19 protein-coding genes and 1 pseudogene are annotated in these 22,347 nt (G+C 66.7%); 9 read left to right on the forward strand and 11 right to left on the reverse strand.

What is annotated here, in order from left to right:
* Positions 1-196: 196 nt before the first annotated feature.
* Both QSK35_RS07530 and QSK35_RS07535 read right to left on the reverse strand, forming a co-directional pair.
* On the reverse strand, positions 197-1,387 hold the full coding sequence (locus QSK35_RS07530; RefSeq protein ID WP_285743627.1) for an SCO0930 family lipoprotein: 1,191 nt from the start codon (positions 1,385-1,387) through the stop codon (positions 197-199).
* Positions 1,388-1,443: 56 nt separating this feature from the next.
* A complete protein-coding gene (locus QSK35_RS07535) occupies positions 1,444-2,658 on the reverse strand; it encodes an FAD-dependent oxidoreductase (protein ID WP_285743629.1) in 1,215 nt (404 codons plus the stop codon).
* A gap of 76 nt (positions 2,659-2,734) precedes the next feature.
* On the opposite strand from QSK35_RS07535, the gene QSK35_RS07540 reads away from it, so the two are divergent.
* A complete protein-coding gene (locus QSK35_RS07540; RefSeq protein ID WP_285743631.1) occupies positions 2,735-3,352 on the forward strand; it encodes a TetR/AcrR family transcriptional regulator in 618 nt (205 codons plus the stop codon).
* On the opposite strand, the gene QSK35_RS07545 is transcribed toward QSK35_RS07540, so the two are convergent.
* Positions 3,329-3,784 carry an SRPBCC family protein gene (locus QSK35_RS07545; protein ID WP_285743633.1) on the reverse strand — a complete coding sequence of 152 codons (456 nt, stop codon included), beginning with the start codon at positions 3,782-3,784 and terminating at the stop codon, positions 3,329-3,331. The two genes, QSK35_RS07540 and QSK35_RS07545, sit on opposite strands and share 24 nt — an antisense overlap.
* 158 nt (positions 3,785-3,942) lie before the next feature.
* Positions 3,943-6,819, reverse strand: coding sequence for an excinuclease ABC subunit UvrA (gene uvrA, locus QSK35_RS07550; RefSeq protein WP_285743634.1), 2,877 nt, complete (start codon positions 6,817-6,819; stop codon positions 3,943-3,945).
* Between the two features lie 200 nt (positions 6,820-7,019).
* On the opposite strand from uvrA, the gene QSK35_RS07555 reads away from it, so the two are divergent.
* Complete coding sequence (locus QSK35_RS07555) at positions 7,020-7,769, forward strand: maleylpyruvate isomerase family mycothiol-dependent enzyme (protein ID WP_285743636.1); 750 nt, start codon at positions 7,020-7,022, stop codon at positions 7,767-7,769.
* Between the two features lie 47 nt (positions 7,770-7,816).
* Here the strand turns inward: QSK35_RS07555 and QSK35_RS07560 are convergent.
* Positions 7,817-8,761, reverse strand: a pseudogene (locus QSK35_RS07560) (acyltransferase family protein); the annotation flags it as partial.
* Between the two features lie 115 nt (positions 8,762-8,876).
* Here QSK35_RS07560 and QSK35_RS07565 point away from each other — a divergent pair.
* The 5 genes from QSK35_RS07565 (at position 8,877) to QSK35_RS07585 (ending at position 13,228) form a co-directional block, all read left to right on the forward strand.
* Positions 8,877-9,554 carry an MBL fold metallo-hydrolase gene (locus tag QSK35_RS07565; RefSeq protein WP_285743638.1) on the forward strand — a complete coding sequence of 226 codons (678 nt, stop codon included), beginning with the start codon at positions 8,877-8,879 and terminating at the stop codon, positions 9,552-9,554.
* Between the two features lie 140 nt (positions 9,555-9,694).
* On the forward strand, positions 9,695-10,276 hold the full coding sequence (locus QSK35_RS07570) for a helix-turn-helix domain-containing protein (RefSeq protein WP_285743640.1): 582 nt from the start codon (positions 9,695-9,697) through the stop codon (positions 10,274-10,276).
* Entirely contained in the window at positions 10,273-10,479 is a 207-nt protein-coding gene (locus tag QSK35_RS07575) for a hypothetical protein (protein WP_285743641.1), read from the forward strand. The genes QSK35_RS07570 and QSK35_RS07575 overlap by 4 nt, the downstream gene beginning before the upstream one ends.
* Complete coding sequence (locus QSK35_RS07580; protein WP_285743642.1) at positions 10,476-11,111, forward strand: DUF2637 domain-containing protein; 636 nt, start codon at positions 10,476-10,478, stop codon at positions 11,109-11,111. Before QSK35_RS07575 ends, QSK35_RS07580 begins: the two co-directional genes overlap by 4 nt.
* Positions 11,108-13,228: an ATP-binding protein gene (locus tag QSK35_RS07585; RefSeq protein ID WP_285743644.1), complete on the forward strand. Its 2,121-nt coding sequence runs from the start codon at positions 11,108-11,110 to the stop codon at positions 13,226-13,228. The genes QSK35_RS07580 and QSK35_RS07585 overlap by 4 nt, the downstream gene beginning before the upstream one ends.
* A gap of 238 nt (positions 13,229-13,466) precedes the next feature.
* Here the strand turns inward: QSK35_RS07585 and QSK35_RS07590 are convergent, their stop codons facing one another.
* The 4 genes from QSK35_RS07590 to QSK35_RS07605 are packed head-to-tail and all read right to left on the reverse strand — an operon-like array spanning position 13,467 to position 17,352.
* The gene (locus QSK35_RS07590; RefSeq protein ID WP_285743647.1) at positions 13,467-14,933 is read right to left on the reverse strand and encodes an SAVED domain-containing protein; all 1,467 of its coding nucleotides are present in this window, start codon (positions 14,931-14,933) and stop codon (positions 13,467-13,469) included.
* On the reverse strand, positions 14,930-15,853 hold the full coding sequence (locus tag QSK35_RS07595; protein ID WP_285743649.1) for an AAA family ATPase: 924 nt from the start codon (positions 15,851-15,853) through the stop codon (positions 14,930-14,932). Before QSK35_RS07595 ends, QSK35_RS07590 begins: the two co-directional genes overlap by 4 nt.
* Positions 15,854-15,865: 12 nt before the next feature.
* The gene (locus QSK35_RS07600) at positions 15,866-16,375 is read right to left on the reverse strand and encodes an HORMA-1 domain-containing protein (RefSeq protein ID WP_285743650.1); all 510 of its coding nucleotides are present in this window, start codon (positions 16,373-16,375) and stop codon (positions 15,866-15,868) included.
* On the reverse strand, positions 16,375-17,352 hold the full coding sequence (locus QSK35_RS07605; protein ID WP_285744464.1) for a CBASS oligonucleotide cyclase: 978 nt from the start codon (positions 17,350-17,352) through the stop codon (positions 16,375-16,377). Before QSK35_RS07605 ends, QSK35_RS07600 begins: the two co-directional genes overlap by 1 nt.
* A gap of 153 nt (positions 17,353-17,505) precedes the next feature.
* On the opposite strand from QSK35_RS07605, the gene QSK35_RS07610 reads away from it, so the two are divergent.
* Positions 17,506-17,838, forward strand: coding sequence for a hypothetical protein (locus QSK35_RS07610; RefSeq protein ID WP_285743652.1), 333 nt, complete (start codon positions 17,506-17,508; stop codon positions 17,836-17,838).
* Positions 17,835-18,923 (forward strand): ImmA/IrrE family metallo-endopeptidase, encoded by a 1,089-nt coding sequence (locus tag QSK35_RS07615; RefSeq protein WP_285743654.1) that lies wholly within the window; start codon positions 17,835-17,837, stop codon positions 18,921-18,923. The genes QSK35_RS07610 and QSK35_RS07615 overlap by 4 nt, the downstream gene beginning before the upstream one ends.
* Positions 18,924-19,552: 629 nt before the next feature.
* On the opposite strand, the gene QSK35_RS07620 is transcribed toward QSK35_RS07615, so the two are convergent.
* Both QSK35_RS07620 and QSK35_RS07625 read right to left on the reverse strand, forming a co-directional pair.
* The gene (locus tag QSK35_RS07620) at positions 19,553-20,197 is read right to left on the reverse strand and encodes a response regulator (RefSeq protein WP_352243430.1); all 645 of its coding nucleotides are present in this window, start codon (positions 20,195-20,197) and stop codon (positions 19,553-19,555) included.
* 14 nt (positions 20,198-20,211) lie between these two features.
* A complete protein-coding gene (locus tag QSK35_RS07625; protein ID WP_285743658.1) occupies positions 20,212-22,146 on the reverse strand; it encodes an ATP-binding protein in 1,935 nt (644 codons plus the stop codon).
* Positions 22,147-22,347: the final 201 nt, after the last annotated feature.

Here is a 22,347-nt window from a genome sequence, read left to right on the forward strand (position 1 = left end):
CGGAACCGTTGCAGCGCCCGGAGTTGGGCACCCGGACCTTGATCGGGCAGACTATGAGCCACGGCCACCACTTGTCATGATCGAGTTCTTTGGACGGAACCCGAAAATGATCAAGCGGTGGCCGTGCCCATGTCAAAGATCAGGAGCTTCCCGGTTAAAACACCAGCGCTTGGAAAGCTCCCTTCATAGCATTCGTTTACTTGCCGGCTCGGGAGCCGTCGGGCTTGGTGGCCCACCAGGTGCCGCCGACGCCCTGGCCGTTGGCCTCGCCGCAGAGCTTGTCACCGGAGAACCGGTACTGCGGGTAGCCGTCGATGGTGATCTGCTTCGTGCCGTCCGGCCGGGTGATCGTGCCGACCAGCGCCTTGTCGACGCCCTGGACCTGGAAGTTGTCGCTCGTCACGAGGGCGGGCGGCCACTTGACGGCACAGTCGCCGACACAGTTGGTCTTGCCCTTCTCGTCCTTGTCGAACCGGTACAGCGTCATGCCGTCCTTGTCCGTCGCGATGACGCCCAGGTTGCCGATGGTCGACGTGGTGACCTCGATCGCCTTGTTCTCCTGCGCCTTCTTGCCGTCGATCGCGGTGGCGAACCAGACACCCTGCGCGCCCTGGCCCTTGGCCTCGCCCGGCTTGCTGTCCTTGGCGAAGTAGTACTGCGGCCAGCCCGCGATGGTCAGCTGCTTGCTGCCGTCCTTGCGCTGCACGGTGCCCACGAGGCTCGGGGCCACACCGGCGACCGTCGGCTTGTCCGTCGTGACGACCAGCGGCGGCCAGGCCTTGGCGCAGTCACCGTCGCAGTTGGACACCGACGGCTTGGCCGAGTCTTTGTCGAACCGGTACAGCGTCTTGCCCTCCGGGCCGGTGACGACCGTGCCGAGCCCGCTCACCACACCGGTGCCGGCGACGGCGCCCGCCTTGCCGCCGTCCGGCGTCGTGGCGAACCACACGCCCTGCGCGCCCTGGCCCTTGGCCTCGCCGGGAGCGGTGTCCTTCGCGAAGCGGTACTGCGGGTGGCCCGCGATGACGAGCTGACGGCTGCCGTCCTTGCGGGCGTAGGTGCTCACGAGCTCCTTGGCGACGCCCTCGACCGTGACGTCCTCGGACTGCACGATCACCGGCGGCCACGCGCCCGCACAGTCACCGTCGCAATTGGACACAACGGGTTCGGTGGTGTCCTTGTCGAAGCGGTAGAGGGTGAAGCCCTTGTCGTCGGCCAGAACCGGCCCGAGGTCCTTCACCTCGGCGGTCTTGGCGACCGCCGCCTGCTGTTGCTGCGCAACGGGAGTCGGGGTGCCCTGATTCGACTGGACGTTGCACGCTGCGAGACCGACCAGCCCGATCGCGGCGGCCACCGCGAAGACCGCAACACGAGTGCGGGTAGTCATCGAAACCTCCTGGAAGCCTGTGGATGCCGGTGACACGCAGGCTCCGCCGGAACGGTTCAATCGACTCCGTGGTCGCGGAACATCGCCCGTTTGACCGGCGGCACGGCACCGACGACCCGCAGCACCGTCTTGAACATGGTCCGCGCGGCCGCGCCGCCCTCCGCGAACTGCCGTGCGCTGCGCAAAGAGTCCCGCACGGCGGCGAACCCGTACTCGCGCATGCGCTCCTCGTAGCCGCCGATCGCATGAACGACGTCACAGTCTTTCCTGGTCAGCGCGAGGTACAGGTGCCGCGCGTCGCGCAGTGCCGTGTTCGCCCCGATCCCCCGCATCGGCGTCATGCTGTGGATCGCGTCGCCCAGCAGCGTCACCCTCGACGGCGCCCACGGGGCGACCGGCACGGACGTCCTGATCGGCCACAGTGAGGTCGCCTCTTCGTGCGACTCCCGCACGATCCTTTCGTAGACGGGATGCCAGTTCCGGATCCGCCGCGCGATCTGCTCACGCAGGTCGTGTCCGTTGTGGACTTCCAGGTCCTTCGCCGCATAGGACCACATCAGGTACGGCCGGGTGTTGTCGAACAACGCCCCGTCGGCCTCGGTGACGCCCAGCCCGTCGTGCATCGCGAAGAACATGCCGCAGTCCTTCGGCCCGATGACCGAGTTGGCCCGCACGGCGAGCTTCTCCGGGATCCACGTCCGCACATCGTCGTCCTCGTCGAGGAAGAGCTTCCCCGCGACCGCCGTGATCCCGGTGTCGACCCGCTCGGCGTGCGGCAGATACTGCCCGCGCACCGCCGAGTTCGCCCCGTCCGCGCCGACCAGCACGTCACACGTGGCAGTGGTGCCGTCCGTGAAGTGCAGCGTGATGTGGTCGCCGTTCTGTTCGTACCGCTCGAACCGCTTGTCGAACTCGATCTCCTCGAGCCCGTGCAACAGCACCTGCCGCAACGAGATCCGGCTGGCCGAGTAGTGCGTGTGGTGCGGATCCGGGTCGAGCACGAGCAGCTCACGCAGCTGGTCGTCGAGGAAGCCGAACCCGTTGCCGCCGGTCCCGCAGGACGCTTTGAACTTCTCCCACGCTTCGGGCGGTAAGCACTCCTCGAGCGCCTGCGCGCCGTGCGGGTTGATGTGGATCCGGTATCCCTGCAGCCGGTCGGTCCGCGACCGGTCGCGCTCGTACACCGTGACGTCGATGCCCTCCTTCTTCAGTCCCTGGGCCAGACACAGCCCGCCGATACCGCCGCCGATCACTGCCACCTTCATCGTCATGTCGCAACTATCAACCGTACGGTTGATTAAGTCAACCCAATAGTTGATTAGCTGCCGGTTGGGCTACTGTGTCGAGGTGGATCAAAGGACGCGCCGCTCCCCCGCGTCGGGCGAACGCAAGCGGGACCCCGAACGCACCAAGGCGCGGATCATCGCCGCCGCGATCGAGGAGTTCGGTGCGCACGGGTACGCCGCGACCCGCACGAGCGACATCGCCGCACGTGCGGGCGTCAACAAGCAACTGATTTCGTACTACTTCGGCGGCAAGGAAGGCCTCTACCGCGAGATCTCCGGCCAATGGCACCAGACCGGCGGCGAGATGGCGTCGCTGGACCTGCCGCTGGCCGACGCGGTCGCGGGCTTCGTGCCGCGCACCCCGGAGATGCACAGCCTCGGCCGGCTGATGGTGTGGGAGAACATGTCCGAGGGCACGCCCGACGCGGGTGGCACGGAGTTCTTCCAGCGCCAGGTCTCCCTGCTGCGCGAGCGCCAGGCCGCCGGCGAGATCCCGGCCGATCTCGACCCCGAGTGCCTGCTGATCGCGCTGATGGCCATGGGCAGTGCGTCCCTGGTGCTGCCCCAGGTCGTCCGGCAGGTCACCGGCTCAGACCCGGCGTCGGAGTCGTTCTCGTCGCGGTATGCCGAACAACTGGCCCGGCTGGTGCGGCACCTAGCTGGCGGTACGGACGGCTAGGTACTCCCGCAGGCCCCGCTCGCCGCTGCGCATCATCATCTCGTGGTTGGCACGCAACAACGGTTTCGCGACCAGCGCGGCCTTGCGCAGCAACGGTTTGCGCGCCTCGACCAGCTGGTCGAACAGGACGTCGGTGCCGCCGTCGCGCCCCGTCAGCTCCCAGCTGGCGAAGCCCTCCAGGTCGCCTTCCAGGTCGGCGCGCAGCAGTCCCGCCTGCCGATCCTCGGCGCTGTGGCTCGCCCGGAAGACCAGGTCGAACGGCAGGACCGAGCGGCAGCGCAGCTCGGCGCACTCGTCGTGCACGCGGATGGCCTGCTTCACCTCGGGCCACCACACCGGATAGCTGCCGATGTCCGCCAGCACGTCGAACACGGACCCCGGTGAGGCGTTGACGTGCCACTCGCTTCGGAAGCAGTAAGTGTTGATCGCCACTCTCGCAGTATCCCTCGTACGATCACGCCGCGGCGTCGCTGGTTACTCCGATCTGGTGATCACCAGACCTGGCCATACGCGCCAATGTATCCGGAACGTATGGCGGATGTACCCGGAACAGCTGTTGAGACGTCGTATGCGGATTGCAGGTAGTGGCGTCAGCCCGCGACCTCCACGTCCTCTCCCAGCACGTGCTGCAGGAACTGCCCGGTGTAGCTCTCCTCCACCTCGGCGACCTGCTCGGGCGTCCCCTCCGCGATCACCATGCCGCCGCCGGACCCGCCCTCCGGGCCCATGTCGACGATCCAGTCCGAGGTCTTGATGACGTCCAGGTTGTGCTCGATCACGATCACCGTGTTGCCCTTGTCGACCAACCCGTTGATCACCCCGAGCAGCTTGCGGATGTCCTCGAAGTGCAGGCCCGTCGTGGGCTCGTCGAGGATGTAGACGGTCTTGCCGGTCGACCGCTTCTGCAGTTCCGAGGCGAGCTTCACGCGCTGCGCCTCACCGCCGGACAACGTCGGCGCGGGCTGGCCGAGCCGCACGTAGCCGAGACCGACGTCGACCAGCGTCCGCAGGTGCCGGTGGATCGCGTTGATCGGCTCGAAGAAGGTGGCCGCCTCCTCGATCGGCATGTCCAGGACCTCGGAGATGGTCTTGCCCTTGTAGTGGACCTCGAGGGTCTCCCGGTTGTAGCGCGCGCCCTTGCAGACCTCGCAGGGGACATAGACGTCCGGGAGGAAGTTCATCTCGATCTTGATGGTGCCGTCGCCCGCGCACGCCTCGCAGCGGCCGCCCTTGACGTTGAACGAGAAGCGGCCCGGCTGGTAGCCGCGGACCTTCGCCTCGGTGGTCGCCGCGAAGAGCTTGCGGATGTGGTCGAACACGCCGGTGTACGTGGCCGCGTTCGACCGTGGGGTGCGGCCGATCGGCGACTGGTCGACCTGCACCAGCTTGTCGACCAGGTCCAGGCCCTTGATCCGGGTGTGGCGGCCGGGGACCTGGCGCGCGCCGTTCAGCTTGTTCGCGAGCACCGTGGCCAGGATGTCGTTGACCAGCGTCGACTTGCCCGAGCCGGACACGCCCGTGACCGCCGTGAGGGTGCTGAGCGGGAACGAGACGTCGATGCCGCGCAGGTTGTGCTCGCGCGCGCCGACGACGGTCAGCTGGCGCTTCTTGTCGACCTTGCGGCGCTTGGTGGGCATCGGGATCTGCTTGCGCCCCGACAGGTATGCGCCGGTGATCGAGTCCTTGTTGCTCAGCAGCTTCTTGTACGGGCCGCTGTGCACGACCTTGCCGCCGTGCTCGCCCGCGCCGGGACCGATGTCGACGACCCAGTCCGAGGTGCGGATGGTGTCCTCGTCGTGTTCGACGACGATCAGCGTGTTGCCGAGGTCGCGCAGGCGCGTCAGCGTCTCGATCAGCCGGTGGTTGTCGCGCTGGTGCAGGCCGATGGACGGTTCGTCCAGGACGTACAGGACGCCGACCAGGCCCGAGCCGATCTGCGTGGCCAGGCGGATGCGCTGCGCCTCACCGCCGGACAGCGTGCCGGACGCACGGTCCAGCGAGAGGTAGTCGAGGCCGACGTCGAGCAGGAAGTGCAGGCGCGCCTGGATCTCCTTCAGCACCGCGCCGGCGATCATCGACTCGCGCTTGCCGAGCTTCAGGCCGTCGAGGAACTCCGAGCACTCCGAGACGCTCATCGAACAGACCTCGGCGATGGACTTGTCGCCCTTGCGGCCGTGGTGCAGCGTGACGGCGAGGATCTCCGGCTTGAGGCGCGTGCCGCCGCACGTGGGGCACGGCACCTCCCGCATGTAGCCCTCGTACTTCTCCCGCATGTACTCGGACTCGGTCTGCTCCTGGCGCCGTTCGAGGAACGGGATCACTCCCTCGTAGTTGGCGTAGTAGGAGCGCTCGCGGCCGTAGCGGTTGCGGTAGCGGACGTGCACCTGCTCGTCGATGCCGTGCAGGATTGCCTTCTGCGCCTTCGCGGGCAGGTGCCGCCACTGTGTGTCCATGCGGTAGCCGATGGCCTCGCCGAGCGACTGCAGCAGCCGGGTGAAGTACTCGGCGGTCTGGCCGCCCGCCCACGGGGCGATGGCGCCCTCTTCGAGCGACAGCTCGTCGTCCGGGACGACCAGCTCCGGGTCGACCTCCTTCTTCACGCCGATGCCGGTGCAGACCGGGCACGCGCCGTACGGCGAGTTGAACGAGAAGCTCCTCGGCTCCAGGTCCTCGATCGTCAGCGCGTGGCCGTTCGGGCAGGCCAGGTTCTCGGAGAAGCCGCGGACGCGCTTCGGGTCGTGCTCCGGCAGGTCGACGAACTCGAGCTCGACCAGGCCGTCGGCCAGGCGCAGGGCGGTCTCGACCGAGTCGGTCAGGCGCTGCTTCGACGACGCCTTCACGGTCAGGCGGTCGATCACCACCGCGATGTGGTGCTTCTCCTGCTTCTTCAGCTTCGGGACCTCGCCGAGCGCGTACACGACGCCGTCGACCTTCGCGCGCGAGTAGCCCTGCGACTGGAGGTTCTGGAACAGGTCGAGGTACTCGCCCTTGCGGCCGCGGATGACCGGCGCGAGCACCTGGAACTTGGTGCCCTGCTCCATGGCCAGCACCTGGTCGACGATCTGCTGCGGCGTCTGCTTGCTGATCGCCTCGCCACACTGCGGGCAGTGCGGCTTGCCGGCGCGGGCGTAGAGCAGGCGCAGGTAGTCGTAGACCTCGGTGATCGTGCCGACCGTCGACCGCGGGTTGCGGCTGGTCGACTTCTGGTCGATCGAGACCGCGGGCGACAGGCCCTCGATGAAGTCGACGTCGGGCTTGTCCATCTGCCCGAGGAACTGGCGCGCGTACGCCGACAGCGACTCGACGTAACGTCGCTGCCCCTCGGCGAAGATCGTGTCGAACGCGAGGCTCGACTTGCCGGAGCCGGACAGCCCGGTGAACACGATGAGGCTGTCCCGAGGCAGGTCGAGATCCACGCTGCGCAAGTTGTGTTCGCGCGCGCCACGAACAACAAGGCGGTCTGCCACTGGGGTCCCTTCGGCTGCGATCTTGCGGCCCGAACAAGCGTTCGAGAGACTACTAGCTAGCATCTGGCGGACGCGACCGGGCCACCACCCATGCTAGGGGCGGGGTCTGACAAAAACGGCGGGCGCGGGGCCTACCGGCAGGTATAGATCCCTCCTAGGCTGGTCACTTTCACAGCCTCAACGTCGGGGAGAGGCATCACATGACTTCCACTTCGTCCACCCAGCACACCTCAGTACCGGCTCCGCGCGGGGTGCCGAAGCGTCTCCTGGACGCGATCGAACACGCCACCGGAGTGCTGTACGAGCTGGTGGAGGAGCTAGACCAGACGACCGTGCGGGGCCCGTCCCTGCTGCCGGGCTGGACCCGCGCGCACGTGATCACGCACCTCGCCCGCAATGCGGACGCGCTGGTCAACCTCCTCACGTGGGCCCGGACCGGCGTCGAGCACCAGGCCTACGCGAGCCGCGCGGACCGGGACGCGGACATCGAGGAGGGCGCCGGCCGGCTGATGCAGCTGCTGCGCGCGGACCTCGACTCGGCGTGCACCCGGTTCATCCGCGCGTGCCGCGACCTGCCCCACTCGGCGTGGCAGGCGGAGGTCGCCACGCCGGGCGGTCAGCCGATCAAGGCCGACGGAGTGCCGTGGCTGCGGCTGCGCGAGCTGTGGATCCACATGGTCGACCTGAACCACGGGATCACCTTCGACGACCTGCCCCCCGAGTGGGTCGAGGAGTTCGTCGCCGACTCGATCGAGCGGTTCGACGGCCGCGGCCCGTCGGTGACCATCGAGGCGACGCTGCCGGGCGGCCGTCAGCGCAGCTGGACGCTCAACGGCCCGGCGAGCACGTCGGTCATCGGATCCGGAGCGGACGTGCTGGGCTGGCTGACCGGCCGCACCGACGGCGCGGGCCTGCGCGGCGACGTGCCGGACCTGCCCGCCTGGGGCTGAGTCAGCAACCGGTACGCGGGGCGTTCGACGTACTTGGTGAGCAGCCAGCCGAGCACGACGGCCGAGGTGATGAAGCCGGCGAGCAGCGACCACGGGCCGAACCCGTGCGCCGCGAGCCGGTCCATCACGACCGTGCCGATCTGCTCGTGCACCAGGTAGACGCCGTAGGAGATGCCCGCCAGCCAGGTGACCAGGCGCGACCGCCCCCAGTCCGGCCCCTTCGCCGCGAGGCAGACGACGGCCAGCAGCACGGCGAACCCGACGGTCGACGCGGTCTCACTGGTGTGGAACTCCTGCGCCACGACCGCGGCCGCGAGCAGCGCGACCAGGTGTTTCGTGCTCATCCTTCGACGCGACCACAGGAAGATCGCGATCCCGGCCGCGAACAGCTGGGCCCGGTGCAACGCCACGCCGTTGTAGAACCGGAAGAGCCACTCCGCGTGGTTGACGAGCGGGCTGAGCAGCATCGGCGTGACGATCAACGCCCACAGGAACGCGCGCAGCGGCCGGTTGCGCAGCACCTTGATCAGCAGGGCGCCCGCGACGAAGGCACCGATCTGCACCGGGACGGTCCAGTAGGCGAAGTCGACGGTGTCGATGTCCGGGAACCACTGGTTGATCAGCAGCAGGTTGTAGACGAGGTCCCGCCCGTCGAGCTGACTCCAGCCCTCGGGGGCGATCCAGCGCTGAACGGCGAACGTCAGCAGGACCGCGACCAGATAGGCGGGCACCAGCCGCGCGAGTCTTTTCCGCAGGAACTGCCCCGGCTTACCGCTCTGCAGCGACGCGCACGCGAAGAAGGCCGAGATGACCATCAGTGTGCTGGCGCCCATCGAGAGCGGGAAGACGAACGGTGGCGCGCCGAGCTGCGGGTGACTGCTGATGCTGGTCTGCGTCGCGTGGTGCAGCAGCACACAGGCGATCGCGACGACCCGGAGGACGTCCCAGCTGACCCGTCGGCCGGACCGTGCGGTTCGCTGAGCTGGAATCAAGATGATGGGGACCTTGGTTCGGGGGTGGTTGATCGTTATCTACCCTAAAGAGGCAACCTTTATGCAACCTGAAGGGTGTGCGCCGTCACCGGTTCTCCGACTACCGTCTGCCACCGTGGACGTATCCGAGGACTACACCGGTCACGTTGATCCAGGCGGCGCCGCGGCCCGTCGTGTACTGGACGCGCTGACCATCACCAAGATCTCCGTCGGCCCGATGGACAACAACGCCTACCTGCTCGTTTGCCGTTCTTCCGGTGAGGCGCTGCTGATCGACGCGGCCAACGATCCCGAGCGGATCGGCGACCTGCTCGGCTTCGATCCGCAGCGCCCGCGACTACGCACGATCGTGACGACCCACCAGCACGCCGATCACTGGCAGGCACTGGGCGCGGTCGCCGGAGCCCACGGTTCCAACACCGCGGCGCACCCGCTCGACGCCCCCGTCCTGCCCGTCCCGCCGGACTTCCTCCTCGAGCACGGCGACACCATCAACGTGGGCGAAGTCGAGTTGTCGATCATCCATCTGCGGGGTCACACACCGGGGTCGATCGCGGTGCTGTACCGGGACCCGACCGGCCATCCCCACCTGTTCACCGGAGATTCACTCTTTCCGGGTGGTCCTGGGCGGACAACAAGTCCAGACAACTTCTCCAGCCTGATGAACGACCTGGAGGACCGGATCTTCGGCGAACTGCCGGACGACACCTGGTTCTACCCAGGTCACGGCGACGACTCAACCCTCGGGGAGGAGCGTCCCAAGCTCGGCGAATGGCGCGAGCGGGGCTGGTGAGCAGGGCCGAACGGGGCCGCCTACCGACGTTGTAGGCGGCCCCGTTCGCTGTTCCAGCAGCGCACGGGGCCTCGATCGGACGCAGGAGGTCCGACCGTGCGCACATCGTGCCGCATGATCCTCATCACGGCGGTGACGCCGTGAGCGTTGAGGCGATCTCGTGGGCGCTCAACCACGCCCCGATCCCGACCGACCGGAAGGACTCAAGCTCACTCGCTGTAGTCCTGATCGGCCTGGCGAACCACGCAGACTCTTTCGGGCGAAATTCGTTCCCGTCCGTCGCGACTCTCACCCGCTACACGCGTCTGTCCGAGCGCACCGTACGCGCGACTCTTGATCGTCTTCACGCATTGCGCCTGATCAAGCGCTCGGACCCCGACATCGTCGCCGCGCACATCAAGCGCGCCGACCGCCGTCCTCAAGGTTGGGACCTGGCCATGTCTGGCGAGGTGCACAAGTCGCACCCCGCTGAGCAGGACGGGGTGCAATCTGAGCGCGACGAGGTGCAATCCACGTCGCAGCGGGGTGCAAGCACTGCACCCGAACCGTCCTTTAACCGTCAGAGGAACCGTCCCGCGCCCAACGGGCGCTCGGCGGTCTGCGGCCAGTGCGACGCCCGCGAGTCCGATCCGGTCTCGGCTCGGGTCGTCTGGCTCGACGAGGACCGAACGCGGTCGACCCTGTGCCCGCGCTGCCACCCGCAGGCGGTGATGTCGCGATGAGCCGCGTCCACCTGTCCTACTCCGAGCCGGTCTCGCGGATTCATCCGCGTGGCTGGACGTCTCCAGAAGATTGCTTGGAGTCCCGCGCCACAGCTGAAGAACTGCGAGACGCGATCAACGTCCTGTCCGGCCGGGACGCCGCCCGGCGCCGCACCTGGAACTTCACCCCGTGCACCTGCTCCTCTTCTCGGGAGGCCCGGTGACTCCGATCTGGATCAAGCGAACCTGCGTCGTCGCAGTCGCTGCGGTCGCAGCGGTTGCCGCAGTGGTGTCGTTCGATCACATGCGTGCCCTCGCCTCCGACGCCGGGGAGGGCTGGAAGGCGTGGATCTTGCCGGTGTCGGTCGACGGCATGCTCGTCTCGGCATCCCTGGTGATGCTGACGCGCAAGCGAGCTAACCAACCTGTCGGTCTGCTCGCGTGGGCTGGTCTCGTCCTCGGCCTGCTGGTGTCGCTCGCCGCGAACGTCGCGGCCGCCGAGCCAACGCTGATCGGCCGCCTCGTGGCCGCCTGGCCGCCCGTCGCACTCGGCCTCTCGTACGAGCTCCTGCTGACCTTGATCCGCGAGACCGTGACCGTTCATGAACCCGTTCAGCTGCACGTCGTGAACGATGTCGAGCCCGTTCACAAGGGCGTCGAAGCGGACGTCCGTGAACGCCGCCACCCGAACCGCAAGCGTTCACGGAAGCTCCTCGACGACTATGTCGCCGAGGCTCGTGAACACCTCCGCCCAGGCGTGAACGTCACCCCCGCGTGGGTCCGCGAAGTCACCGACTGCTCCCGCGGGTTGTCGTCGAAGATCGCGGCCACGCTCAAGGCGGGGATGCAGGGATGACCGCTGCCGGTGGAGAACTGATCCCCTTCCCTGGCTCGCCGGCCACCGAGGCGGTGCTGGACGCGGAACTGATCACGGACGAGGAGTACCGGCGATCTCGCACCCGGCGGTTGGCCGAGACCGCCGTCTCACGGCTGCCTGCCCAGTGGCAGACCCGCGAATCGGCGCGGCAGGCCGGGGCTGACCTGGCCGGACGCGCCGTCCTCATCCCGGTCCACTACCCCGCAGCTGTCGGGCGCGGCCTGGCGGTGTCGGCACGAGCATGGTGGCAATGGGTCCGTGTCACCGACTTCTACGACGCCGCCAAGAGCGCGGACAAGCTCGCGGACCGGTGGCAGGAGATCGCGGTCGTTCGCCGTCGGCGGAGCGTGCTCTCCCTCGCGTTCGCGGGAACGACGGCACTCGGCGTTCTCGTGACCGAGTTGATGGCTGGGTCGATGCCGCTGGTGCTGACCGGCAGTGCTGTTTCCGCCGTACTCGCCGTGGCAGGCCGCCGCAAGGACGGCGCGGGCGGGCGCTCGACGCGACTAGGTTCACGGTCGCTGGCGTGGCTCATGAACGGCGACCACCTGGTGATCGCGTTTCGTGACGCGAAGCTGATCGGCAAGGACGAAAGCCTGATGCTGGTCAGGGCCCCGCGCCACGACGGCACCGGATGGGCGCTGACCATCGACGTGCCGCCGTCGCGCAAGGCGTCCGACGTGATCGCGAAGCGCGAGGCCCTCGCCTCGGCGCTCGCGGTAGACGAGATGCGACTGATCGTCGAGCGCGTACGCGGCGATGACGGCCACGCCGGGCGGCTGGCGCTGTGGGTCGGCGACGCAGACCCGTACACCGCCGCCCCGGTACCGAGCCCGCTCGCCGCCGCACCATCGTGGGATCTGTGGACGGCACCGCCGTTCGGCACGACGGCGCGCGGCATGGCGGTGACGCTGCCCATCGTGTGGACGTCGCTGCTGATCGGCGCCATTCCCAGGCAGGGCAAGACGTTCGTGATGCGCCTGCCGCTGACGGCCGCAGCGCTCGACCCACACGTGCGGCTGATCGTGGCCGACGGCAAAGGCGGAAAGGACCACCGCCCGTTCGAGCAGGTGGCGCACCGGTTCATCCGCGGAGCTCGGGAGAGCGACGCCCGCCGGCTGATTCGCGTGCTGGAGGAGTGTGCGGCCGACGTGGCGAACCGGTTCGACCGGCTTTCCGAGATGGACGATGAACTGTGTCCGGAGTCCAAGGTGACTCCGGAGATCACCCGAGCCTCCACACACGGGATGCCCCTGACCGTGATCGGCATCGACGAGGTGCAGAACTACCTTGGGATGGACGCCCCGCTGGACGAACAGAACCCGAAGGGCAAGAAGGTCGGTCAGCGGATCTGCGAGCTGCTCACCTACATCGCGAAGACCGGACCAGCAGCTGGGTACTCGCTGATCTTGGCCACGCAGAAGCCGGACGCGAAGGTCATCCCGGACGGGTTGCGCGGCCAGCTAGGCACCCGCTTCGCGCTGAAGGTCATGACCTACCAAGCGTCGGAGACGATCCTCGGGGCTGGCACGTATAAGGCAGGGATGGACGCCTCCCGACTGCTGACCTCCCACAAGGGCGTGGGGTTGCTGCTCGGAGCAGACGGCGAGACCGAGCTGGACGCAGGAACTGCGATCACGGTGCGGACCCACCTCCTGCACATCCGAGAGATCCGGTCGGCATGCGAGCGCGGACGAACTCAACGCGAAGCAGCCGGGACGCTCACGGGCGACGCCGTCGGCGAGCACGACGTGGCGACACTCGCCCCTGCAGCAGTGGCGCGCCTGGCCGAGGAGGTCACCGAGACGACGGCGGAGATCGAGAACATGCTTACGGTTGAGCCGATGCGTGAGCTGCCGGAGGTGCTGGCCCTGCTCGTGGATGTGATCGACGAGCACGAGCATGGTTTGGTTGCGATCCGCGACTTGGCCGCACGAATCGGATGGGAGCCAAAGACATTGGGCGAGGCTCTGACTCGCGCTCAGGTATCGCGCCCCACTCCGACCCGGCAGCGAATCAACGGTTCTGCAAACGCGGTTCCGGTGATTGACTTGGACGTCATCCGGGCTACCACAGTCGAACAGATCGGTGATTGACGGCGTTGGAGGTCCGCACACCCATGTGCGGACCTCAGGCCAGGTGTGCGAACTGTCTTCGACAGACTGATGCAACCTGAGCAGCGACGTCAGCAGCGGAACCCCTGCGACGGACCTAACACGCCGACCTGCCAAGCCCGCACAGGTCGACACAACGGCCGACTCGGTATCAACCCCCAGCACTCGCCCCAGAAGCCAAGGATCGCCAGCGAATCGGACGGTGTCCTGTGGCGACAAGCTACGCGGTGATCGTGAAGGCGGCGTCGTAACCGTCGGATTGTAGATCTTCGTAGATGGTTGTTGGTGCGACCCGGTTCCATCGGTGACCGAGCAATAGGGCGAGACCCATTGGCCCGGCGAGGAATAGGTGCACATGGCCGTATCCCCTCACTTCGCGACGTACGACGTCGCGGATTCCGACCGCGAGGGCGCAGGCGTCGTCGGGGCCCTTTACCGCACTATCCCGAGGCCCGCTGGGTGGGGTTATGGTGATCAAGCGCCCGATGGGGAGCTGAAGGTCATGCACGAAGGACAGGACGTCAGTCGTGATCGGCGTCGCGACCTCGACAGCCACGCCGAGGCCCGGTCCGAGGCCCAGGTCGTGGCCCGTGATGGCCGGTATGGTGGGTGTGCGGTACATGGTGTCCGATGACCAGAGTTGGCCGCGTTGAACAATAGCGAGATCGGTGTTGGTGACCATGCGCAGTGCCGCGCCGACTGCAAAGGCGGTGGCTTGCCGCAGACTTCCGGTGATGACGATGCTGGCGGAGCCGCCGAGATGGGCAGGGAGGCTCTCGATCTCGTTTTGAAAGTCGGCCCAGGTGAAGGGCGGCTTGGGGCGCCGCTTGTTGTAGGCGTCGTTGCCGTCGAAGCGATCTACCCAGTCGAGGGCGTGGTGTGCTTGGTGAGCGAGGGGATCGGGCTTGAGGGTGGCGATGGACACGACGGTGCGGACGGGCCCAGCGTCTAGCTGAAGTTCGTCGATGGCTTGTCGGACGTCGTCGAGGTCAAGGTCGCGGCGCCCATCTCGGACCTGCTGGGCGACCCAGTCCGCACCGGCGGCCACCGCAGCAGGATCAGCTCGCAGGCCGCTAACCAGCATGGTGAGCGAGACCAGCTCATGCAGGTGGGCGGGATCGCGGGCGAGGTCGAAGTGCAGCACGGCGAGGAGTTCGAGGAGATCGGGTTCGGTGAGCCCGGCCGCCGCTGCCCACTCAGCTCGCGCACGGCCCCGGCGTGACCTGGGTCCGCCGTTCGCACCCTGCGGGAGCAACAGTCCGGTCCGTGCGTCTCGACTGGCAATCAGTGGGTCAGAGGGATCTGGCGCCCGGTTGCTGATGAACCCGAGCTCGACGGGATCGCCGGCCTGCGCGAGGGTGCGCCAGGAGGTCGCGATCTTGGACAGGATCGAGGGTCCGCCCCTGTCGGTGGAGGTGGTGAGGTAGGCGGCGTTGACGGGGGTGCTGCTGTCGACGGTGTACTTCACCTGCATATAGGTGTGTGGCGGGCGCCGACGGTACAGGACTACGTCGTCGAGATTGCCGACGCCGTCGACCTCGACGCCGACCTTCACGACGGAGTTCGGCTCCCCGGTGAGCTGGTCACGCAGGGCGGTTACACACCCGTGCCAAGCGATCAGCCACTGGTAGCGGTCACCGGCAATGCGAACGCCGGTGGCACTCGGTGGCGGCAGAGGCTTGATCACGCGCCGATCTCACGGAACTCAGGAGTCGGCTGCAGGTCGCGAGCGATGGCGAAGAGTATGTCCTCAGTTAGTGGCTTATCCGGGAAGGCGGCCAGGATCGCCGCGGGGATGAGGCGCTGGGTGAGATCGGAGTAGGTAAAGCCCGCCTGTCGGTCGACGGACCCGGTCGCGGCGACGAGCTTGGCGACGGCTGCGCTGCTGATACCCGTTCCATCGAGCGCATCGGTGAGCACAACGCGCCGTTGCTCGTCGTTGGGACGGCCGAACCGGAAGGAGGCGGCCGCTCGGCGCATGACGGCCGGGTCGAGAGCGCGCTCCCGGTTGGTGCACAACACCACCAAGACTGGCACCCCTTCGCCAGCCAAGCTGTCTACCCCGGCGAGCAGTGCGTCAACGCCAGCGCGATCCTCGTGGTGCATGTGCTCGGCCGCACGGGATTGGGCCAGCGCGTCCGCCTCGTCGATGACCATGATGTAGAGGGTGGTGGGGCCATTTGCGCTGCGCGCCTTGCGCCCCAGAGCCAGCAGGTGGCCGAAGGCGTCGCCGATGAGCGTGGTCATCTCACCGACAAGACCGCTGCCGCGGGCGGTGAGCTTGAGCCGGTAGAGGTAGACGGGCAGGTTGAGAACATCGGACAGATCGCATCCGAACGACTCGGCGAGCGCGGACTTCCCGGCACCCACGTCGCCGGCGAAGACGAACAGCGGGCCACGGTCGGCGAACAGCGCCAGCGCGGGCACCTCAGCACCATGGTGCTCGAGCGACCAGGCTCGCAGGCTGGTCGGGTCGGCTAGCAACTGTGCTTCGCGACGGAGCCGGTCCTTGATGTCATCGAGCCCTACGAGGCGCCGGTAGCGCTCGGCACGAACGGGTTCGGGTAGTTCGACGACAGGGTGGAAAACATCTTCAACAGCAGCCATGATCGTTTCTCCTCACCAGGCGGTGTACAGGTCACGGTTCACCCCGACGCCGTTGCGGCCGTATCCGTGACCGGATTGGGTGCTGCCCGCGCCGATGGTCGGCTCCGCCATGCCAACGCGGGCGATCGGAAGACGCTCCTTGACCGTCGCCTGCTGCGCACTGGTCAGCAGCAGGAACTTCAGTGAGTAGGTGAGGTAGCTGGACCAGCCGTAGCTGGCGACGCTCTGGGTGGCCGGCAGGTTGCCAGGTCGACTGTCGAGGAGTTGTCCGCCGGTGGTGGCGGTGTAGCGGAGCCTGAGTTTCCAGGCGTTGGCCGTCGTGTCCTTGAATCCGTAGTCCACGGTGCCGAGGTAGCCGTCGCGCAGCAGCAGAGCTACCTCCTCGGTGTAGTCGTCGATGTCGGTCAATGCCGGACGTCCGTACAAGCTGTTGATCATGCGGAGGTCCGCGCCGATCTTGGCACCGACATAGCGCGCCTCGGTGATGGTGAAAGACGCGGACGCGGTTCTGGTGATGGTCATCAGGCCCCTTCGAAGGCTGGTCCGAGCAGGTTGCGCCATGCCTCGTTCGCGTCTCCCTTGGTGGGGGCGTGGGCAGCCCACACGACGTCCTCCAGGGCGGAAGTGGCGGTCTTCACCAGCCGTTGCCGATCGGCGTCGGTGTAGGTACGGGTGACGTTGTTGTCCGGGTTGACCGGATCCCAAACCTGGATCGGGTCGCTGATCGACTTCACCTCGGACGGCGCGTAGAAGTCCGCGAACACGACCGGGGCCGTCAGCTCGGTGCGGGCGATGTAGGACAAGACCTGCTCGAACGCGCGAGGGTAGTTGTTGACGGCAAGCCCCTCGCCGTTCCAGCCGTTGTCCCAGAGGTGCGCCACGATGAGCTCAAGCAGGAAGCTTTTGCACCGCAGCTGGTCGTCGTTGCGCTTGGCCTCGCGGATCCAGGCTTTGAGCAGCCGGATCAGCTCGCGGTAGTTGGGGCCTGCGGCGTTTCGGCGGGTGCGGATGAAGGTGAGATGCAGGGTGACCGAGGTGAGGACCTTGTCGCCCTGCCGGGTGACAAGGTGCCCCCGGTCGTCGGACTCGTCCTCGTATAGCACCGGTGCGACGTCGATCTTCAGACCCGAGCCGCGCAGCGTGATCCCCACCGCATGGTCGGAGATAACGAAATCCTCAGCGTCCTTGGCTGCCCCATACACCTCGACGCAACGGTCCTTCAGCCAGTCGAGCAGGCCGCTGACCTCGACATCGACCCCTCCGACACTGCTGGCGCGGACATAGGCGGCGACGTCGGCATCAGACCCCTCCCCACGGCGGCGTCGGATCGCGGTGTGCTTCGCGGTGCTGCCGGACGCTCGAAGCTTGACCAAGTCGTAGTCGGGGTGCGCCGCGATGTGCGTCTCCAGACGTGACCGGAGGTAGTTGACCTGCGTACGGCGTTTGGCCGCGTCGTCGGCCGGCACATTGACCTTGTTCTCGGCGTGCGTGACCAACACCTCGTGATCCACGTGGTACGCGGGCACCAGCACCCCTCCTTCTCGTAGAAAATCATGAACCGGTGCGGTTCACGATTTCGGCGGAGACTGTATCCGCCGCGGAGGCCTGCGGCAACTGTTACCCTGAACCGAGGCGGTTAAGGATTTGCGGGAGTGACGGCGATGGTGGCCCTGCTGTTTCGCACGGACACGGTCCGCCGTCAGTGCTGTGACCTTGCTTACATGCGAGACGTGTGGGGTCCCGAGGTCGCCCGCCGCATCTCACGTCGGCTCCAGCAGTTGGAGGCCATGTCCACATTGGATGACCTGGCTTTCCTTCCGTTCCGCTCGCACAACAACACGGACGGCTGCATTCATGTGATGATCACCCCAGACCTGGCTCTCGCCATCGAGCCTGCCCCGGAAGCGACGGAGAGAGAGGCAACCATGCGCAGCATCACCGTCACTAACGTCCTCGTCGTCTCCAAGGCAGCGCGGTCGTCATGAGGCCTCCCGCCGGTCGGCTGGGCTATGAGCCAGCCGAGCTCGTTCATCCCGGTGAGACACTCGCCGAGTGGCTTGACTACCAGGACATGAGTCAGGTCCAGTTCGCTCGTCGAGCCAGTCTGACACCGAAGCACATCAACCAGGTGCTCAAAGGATCAGTCGGCATTTCGCCAGAAGTCGCGCTCGCATTCGAACGCGTCACGTCCATTCCCGCGCGGTACTGGATTCAACTTGAGGCCAGCTATCAAACGGCAAAGCAGCAGATCCTTGAGGAACAAAAACTGAAGGAACATACCCATATCGTGGATATGTTCCCTGTCAAGACGCTAGAGCGACTTGGACACGTCACCTCCAAATCATCCAAAGTGGAGCAACTTCGGGAGCTGTTTAGATTCTTTGCCGTGGCAGATGCACACGCACTCGAAGAGGTATGGCTCAAACCGGCACTATACCGTAGATCACAGGCTTTCCAGGCAGACGAGGCTTCACTGGCGGCATGGCTCAGACTCGCCGAACTGCACGCCGCCCAGATTTCCACGAGGCCGTTCGATGCTGGACACTGCCGGGCAGCCATACCCGAGATCCGCTCACTGAGCAGGATGCCCGGTGTCGACTGGATCAAACCACTGCAAGATACTTGCGCCTCTGTCGGAATTGCGCTGGTCATCCTAAAAGAACTCCCAAAGTGTCGCATAAACGGTGCAACCCGGTGGTTGTCACCCGAAAAAGCCATGATCGCGTTGAGTCTCCGACACCGCCGCAATGACATCTTCTGGTTCACACTATTCCACGAAATGTGCCACATTCTTCGTCACAGCAAGAAGGAGACCTTCGTGGACACCAAAGGCAGCGGAATCGACCATGAGCTGGAGGTGGAAGCCGATACCTTTGCGTCACGAACCCTAATTCCGCCCGACACTGTCAGCGAGCTGCGCCAGCTCACCACCGCAACCCAGGTAGAGAATTTTGCGGAAAGAATCGGAGTCGCACCAGGCATCGTGGTCGGTAGAATGCAGCATGACGGCCTTATCCCGCATAGCCAATGGACGAAACTCATCGACCGGTACAGGTTCGCGGACGAATGAAGGGCCCGCAGATGAGTTCGCCACGGCGTGGTAGCCAACATCGGGTGACATCAGCGCGGACTTGACTGGATCGGCCCGAACTAGACATTGCCGCAGCAATGCAAGTGTCTCCGCCTCACACGCCGGGGAGCGCGGACACGCTCGAATCCCACGAACACAGCCTTCTCCTCCCCCGAACCGAGTGCGGTTAGTTGTCACGGAGAAACGCGGTCGCATCTAGAGCCACCGCTCCGGTGTTGATCGGCGAGGCCGCCTACGTTCGTGTCCGTTGCTAGTGAAGGTCGTCCCGTTGCCATCGAATTCTGTCCGGAGGCAAGTTTCTGCCACGCAAGTCGGTCCAGTGGCTTGCCGAATGATCAGGGGTGAGTTGGCCAACACGGCAGAGACCGCGCCTGGCGGCAACCGGTTCGTCGTCGAGCTGGACTTCGTCGACCGCGCGGGGACTCGTCAGCGGGCTGCAGCGGCGACGTGCTGGGACGTGGCACTCGAGCATGCCATTCCGGTGTGGATTTTCTGCTTGGCCAAGGGGCAGAAGCACTTTCCGGCTGGTAGTCGACGAGGAGTGATCGGCACGTGGGCCACGAGTCGTGGGCGCAACGTGATCGCTGACGCTTCGCATGCCTTGCTTGTCATGGTGGTTGGCCAAGGCCGGCGTCACGGGCTTTGGCAACGGCGGCGGCGCGGTCGCGGACCTGGAGTTTGAAGATGATCGTGGAGACGTGGTTGCGGACGGTCTTGTCGGACAAGGCAAGGCGGCGGGCGATGTCGTGGTTGCCGCAGCCGGTGGCGATCAGGTCGAGGACGTCGCGTTCGCGTGGGGTGAGCTCGGGGAAAGCGCTGGCGGCGTAGGTACGTTGGGCATCGGTGAAAAAGTCGACGATGCGACGGGCGACAGCGGCGCCGTAGACCGCGTCGCCACCGGCCACGGCGAGGACGGCCCGGATGATCTCGGCGCGGTCCGCACCCTTGAGCAGGTAGCCGCGGGCTCCGGCGCGGAGGGCGCCGAAGACCAGCTCGTCGTCTTCATGCATGGTGAGCACGACCACGCCGATGTCAGGGTGGCGGGCGAGGATCCGGCGGGCGGCGGTGGCACCGTCCATGCCGGGCATGGCCAGATCGGTGAGGACGACATCAGGCGCGGTGCGTTCGGTCACGGCGAGCAGTTCTTCCCCGGCTGCGGCTTCACCGACGACGTCGACCTCGGGCGCTGCGGTCAAGGCCGCGGTGAGTCCGTAGCGGAACATCGGGTGGTCATCGGCGACGACCACCCGCACGGGCTGGTCACGGCTCATCGTTTGTCCAAGGGCAGGGTCACGACGACGGTGGTTCCGACGGCGGTGGATTCGACGGTGCAGGAGCCGTGGAGGGCTTCGGCGCGGCGGTGCATCGAGGTGAGCCCTACACCTGTTGAGCCGGTGTCCGCGCCGCCGTCGCCGTCGTCGGCGATGGACAGCCGCAGTGTTTGGTCATTGGTGGAGATGTCGACTCGGGCATGGCGGGCGTTGGCGTGGCGGGTGATGTTGGTGAGTGCTTCGGTGACGATGCGGTAGGCGGCTGTTTCCACGTTCGGTGGCAGCCCGCGGGGGCCAGCGGTGGTGACGGTCACGGTCACCGAGCCGGCCAGCGATGCCGCGTGTCGGCTGACGGCGTCGGCGAGGCCCAGTTGGTCGAGGGCGGCGGGACGGAGGTCTTCGATGATGCGGCGGATGTCGAGGACCGCGGTGGCGACTTCGGTGCTGATCCGTTCGAGCAGCGCCGTACAGACGGCCTTGTTGCCGGTTTCGACGGCGTCGCCGAGGGCTTGCAGGCCCAAGCTGACGCCGGACAGGGACGGTCCGAGCCCGTCGTGCAGGTCGCGGCGCAGCCGTTCGCGTTCGTTACGGGTAGCGGTCACGACTCGGTCGCGCTCGGCTTTGAGCTCCTCGGCGAGTCTGGTTGCCTGGACCACCACGGCGACCTGGGAGGTCAGCGCGGCGTGCAGGCGGCGCTCGGCCTGGCCGCGGGACTGGGGCGGGGCGTACCGGGTGGCCAGTCGCAGCGTGCCGAGATCCTGGCCACCGAAACGCAGGGGTCCAATCTCATAGCCAGCCGGGTCCGTGCCGACGCTGCTGACCACGTGGCCGTCGGCGACGACGGCGGCTCCGGTAGCTCCGACTGATCCGGCCACGCTGCGCAGGGCGGTGTGCAGCAATTCGGCTTCATCGGCCTCGGCAACGAGGTTCCCGAGGTGGCCGAGTGCCTGGACCGGGTCAGGACGGCGGCCGTAGATGAACCGGTCCACAGCCCGTTGCAACTGGTCGCGAGCAGGTGTCAGACCGACCGCAACCACCGCCGCGGCCATCACGCCGGGAATCGGGGTGCGATCCAGCGCTTGCGCCGCGACCGCGCTGAACGCCAGGTAGACCACGACCACCGCTGAGGTCAGCACCACATACACCAGGCCTCGACGGAGAACGACCGCAATGCCCAGGAGCCGGTAACGCATCACCCCCACCGCGATCGCCACCGGCACTCCGAAGGCGATGACAGTGAGCAGGGGCTTCGCCGGACCGTACTGCGAGATGGCCAGGAACGCGCCGACAACACAAGCCAGCCAAGCCAACTGCTGACGTTCCGGAGAACGGGCTCGCACGAACCGCACAACCGTGCCGATCCAGATGATCACCGTCGAACCTGCTATCAGCGGCAGGCAGATGCCCACGAGCAGTATCTGCAGTACGACCTCCGGCACGACCAGCGGTGGCGCGCCTGGGGTACCGATGTAGGCATGGGGATCGAACGACGCGATGACTGTGAGCAGCAGGATTCCGGTCGCCGCCCCACCCACGGGCCAGCGCCACCACCTGGCCGGCAGCCGGCCGTCCGGATAGAAGGAGATCAGCAGGGTCGGTAGGACCAGCCAACCTGGCACAAAAAGCCCCGCACCGGCGAACAGCGTCCACCGAGCCGACGACCAGGCCGGATCAGCGATGGTGAGCCCGTACCAGCTGAAGGCCATGAGGCCGATGAACAGTACCTGACACGTACCGGCCGCCAGGAGCAACCAGCCGACCACGTTACGCGGCCGCAATGCGACCAAGGCTGCTCCAGACATGGTCCACACCAAGCCTGCGCAGACCTGGCCCGGCATTCCGGCGAGGAGTCCGCTGTCGGCCCACGGATCCCCGTGCCGCCAGACGAACCACATCACGAACCCCGCCACCGCAGTGGCGGACAACGTCACCGACCAAGCAACCCGGCTTGCTGACACCGCCCCAGTTTCCGCCGTGGAGTGTCCCGGTCGCTATCAGTCATGTCCCAGTGATCACAGGAAGTTCGCCTGCCGCACTGAGGACTGCCACCTCCGGCGCGCGGCCGACCAGGCGGCAGATGCTCCACATCGGCACTTCTGCCGCCACATCTCCACGACAGGCCGCTTCGCCTG

It is taken from the genome of Lentzea sp. NBRC 105346 (assembly GCF_030269605.1).
Lineage (GTDB): Bacteria > Actinomycetota > Actinomycetes > Mycobacteriales > Pseudonocardiaceae > Lentzea.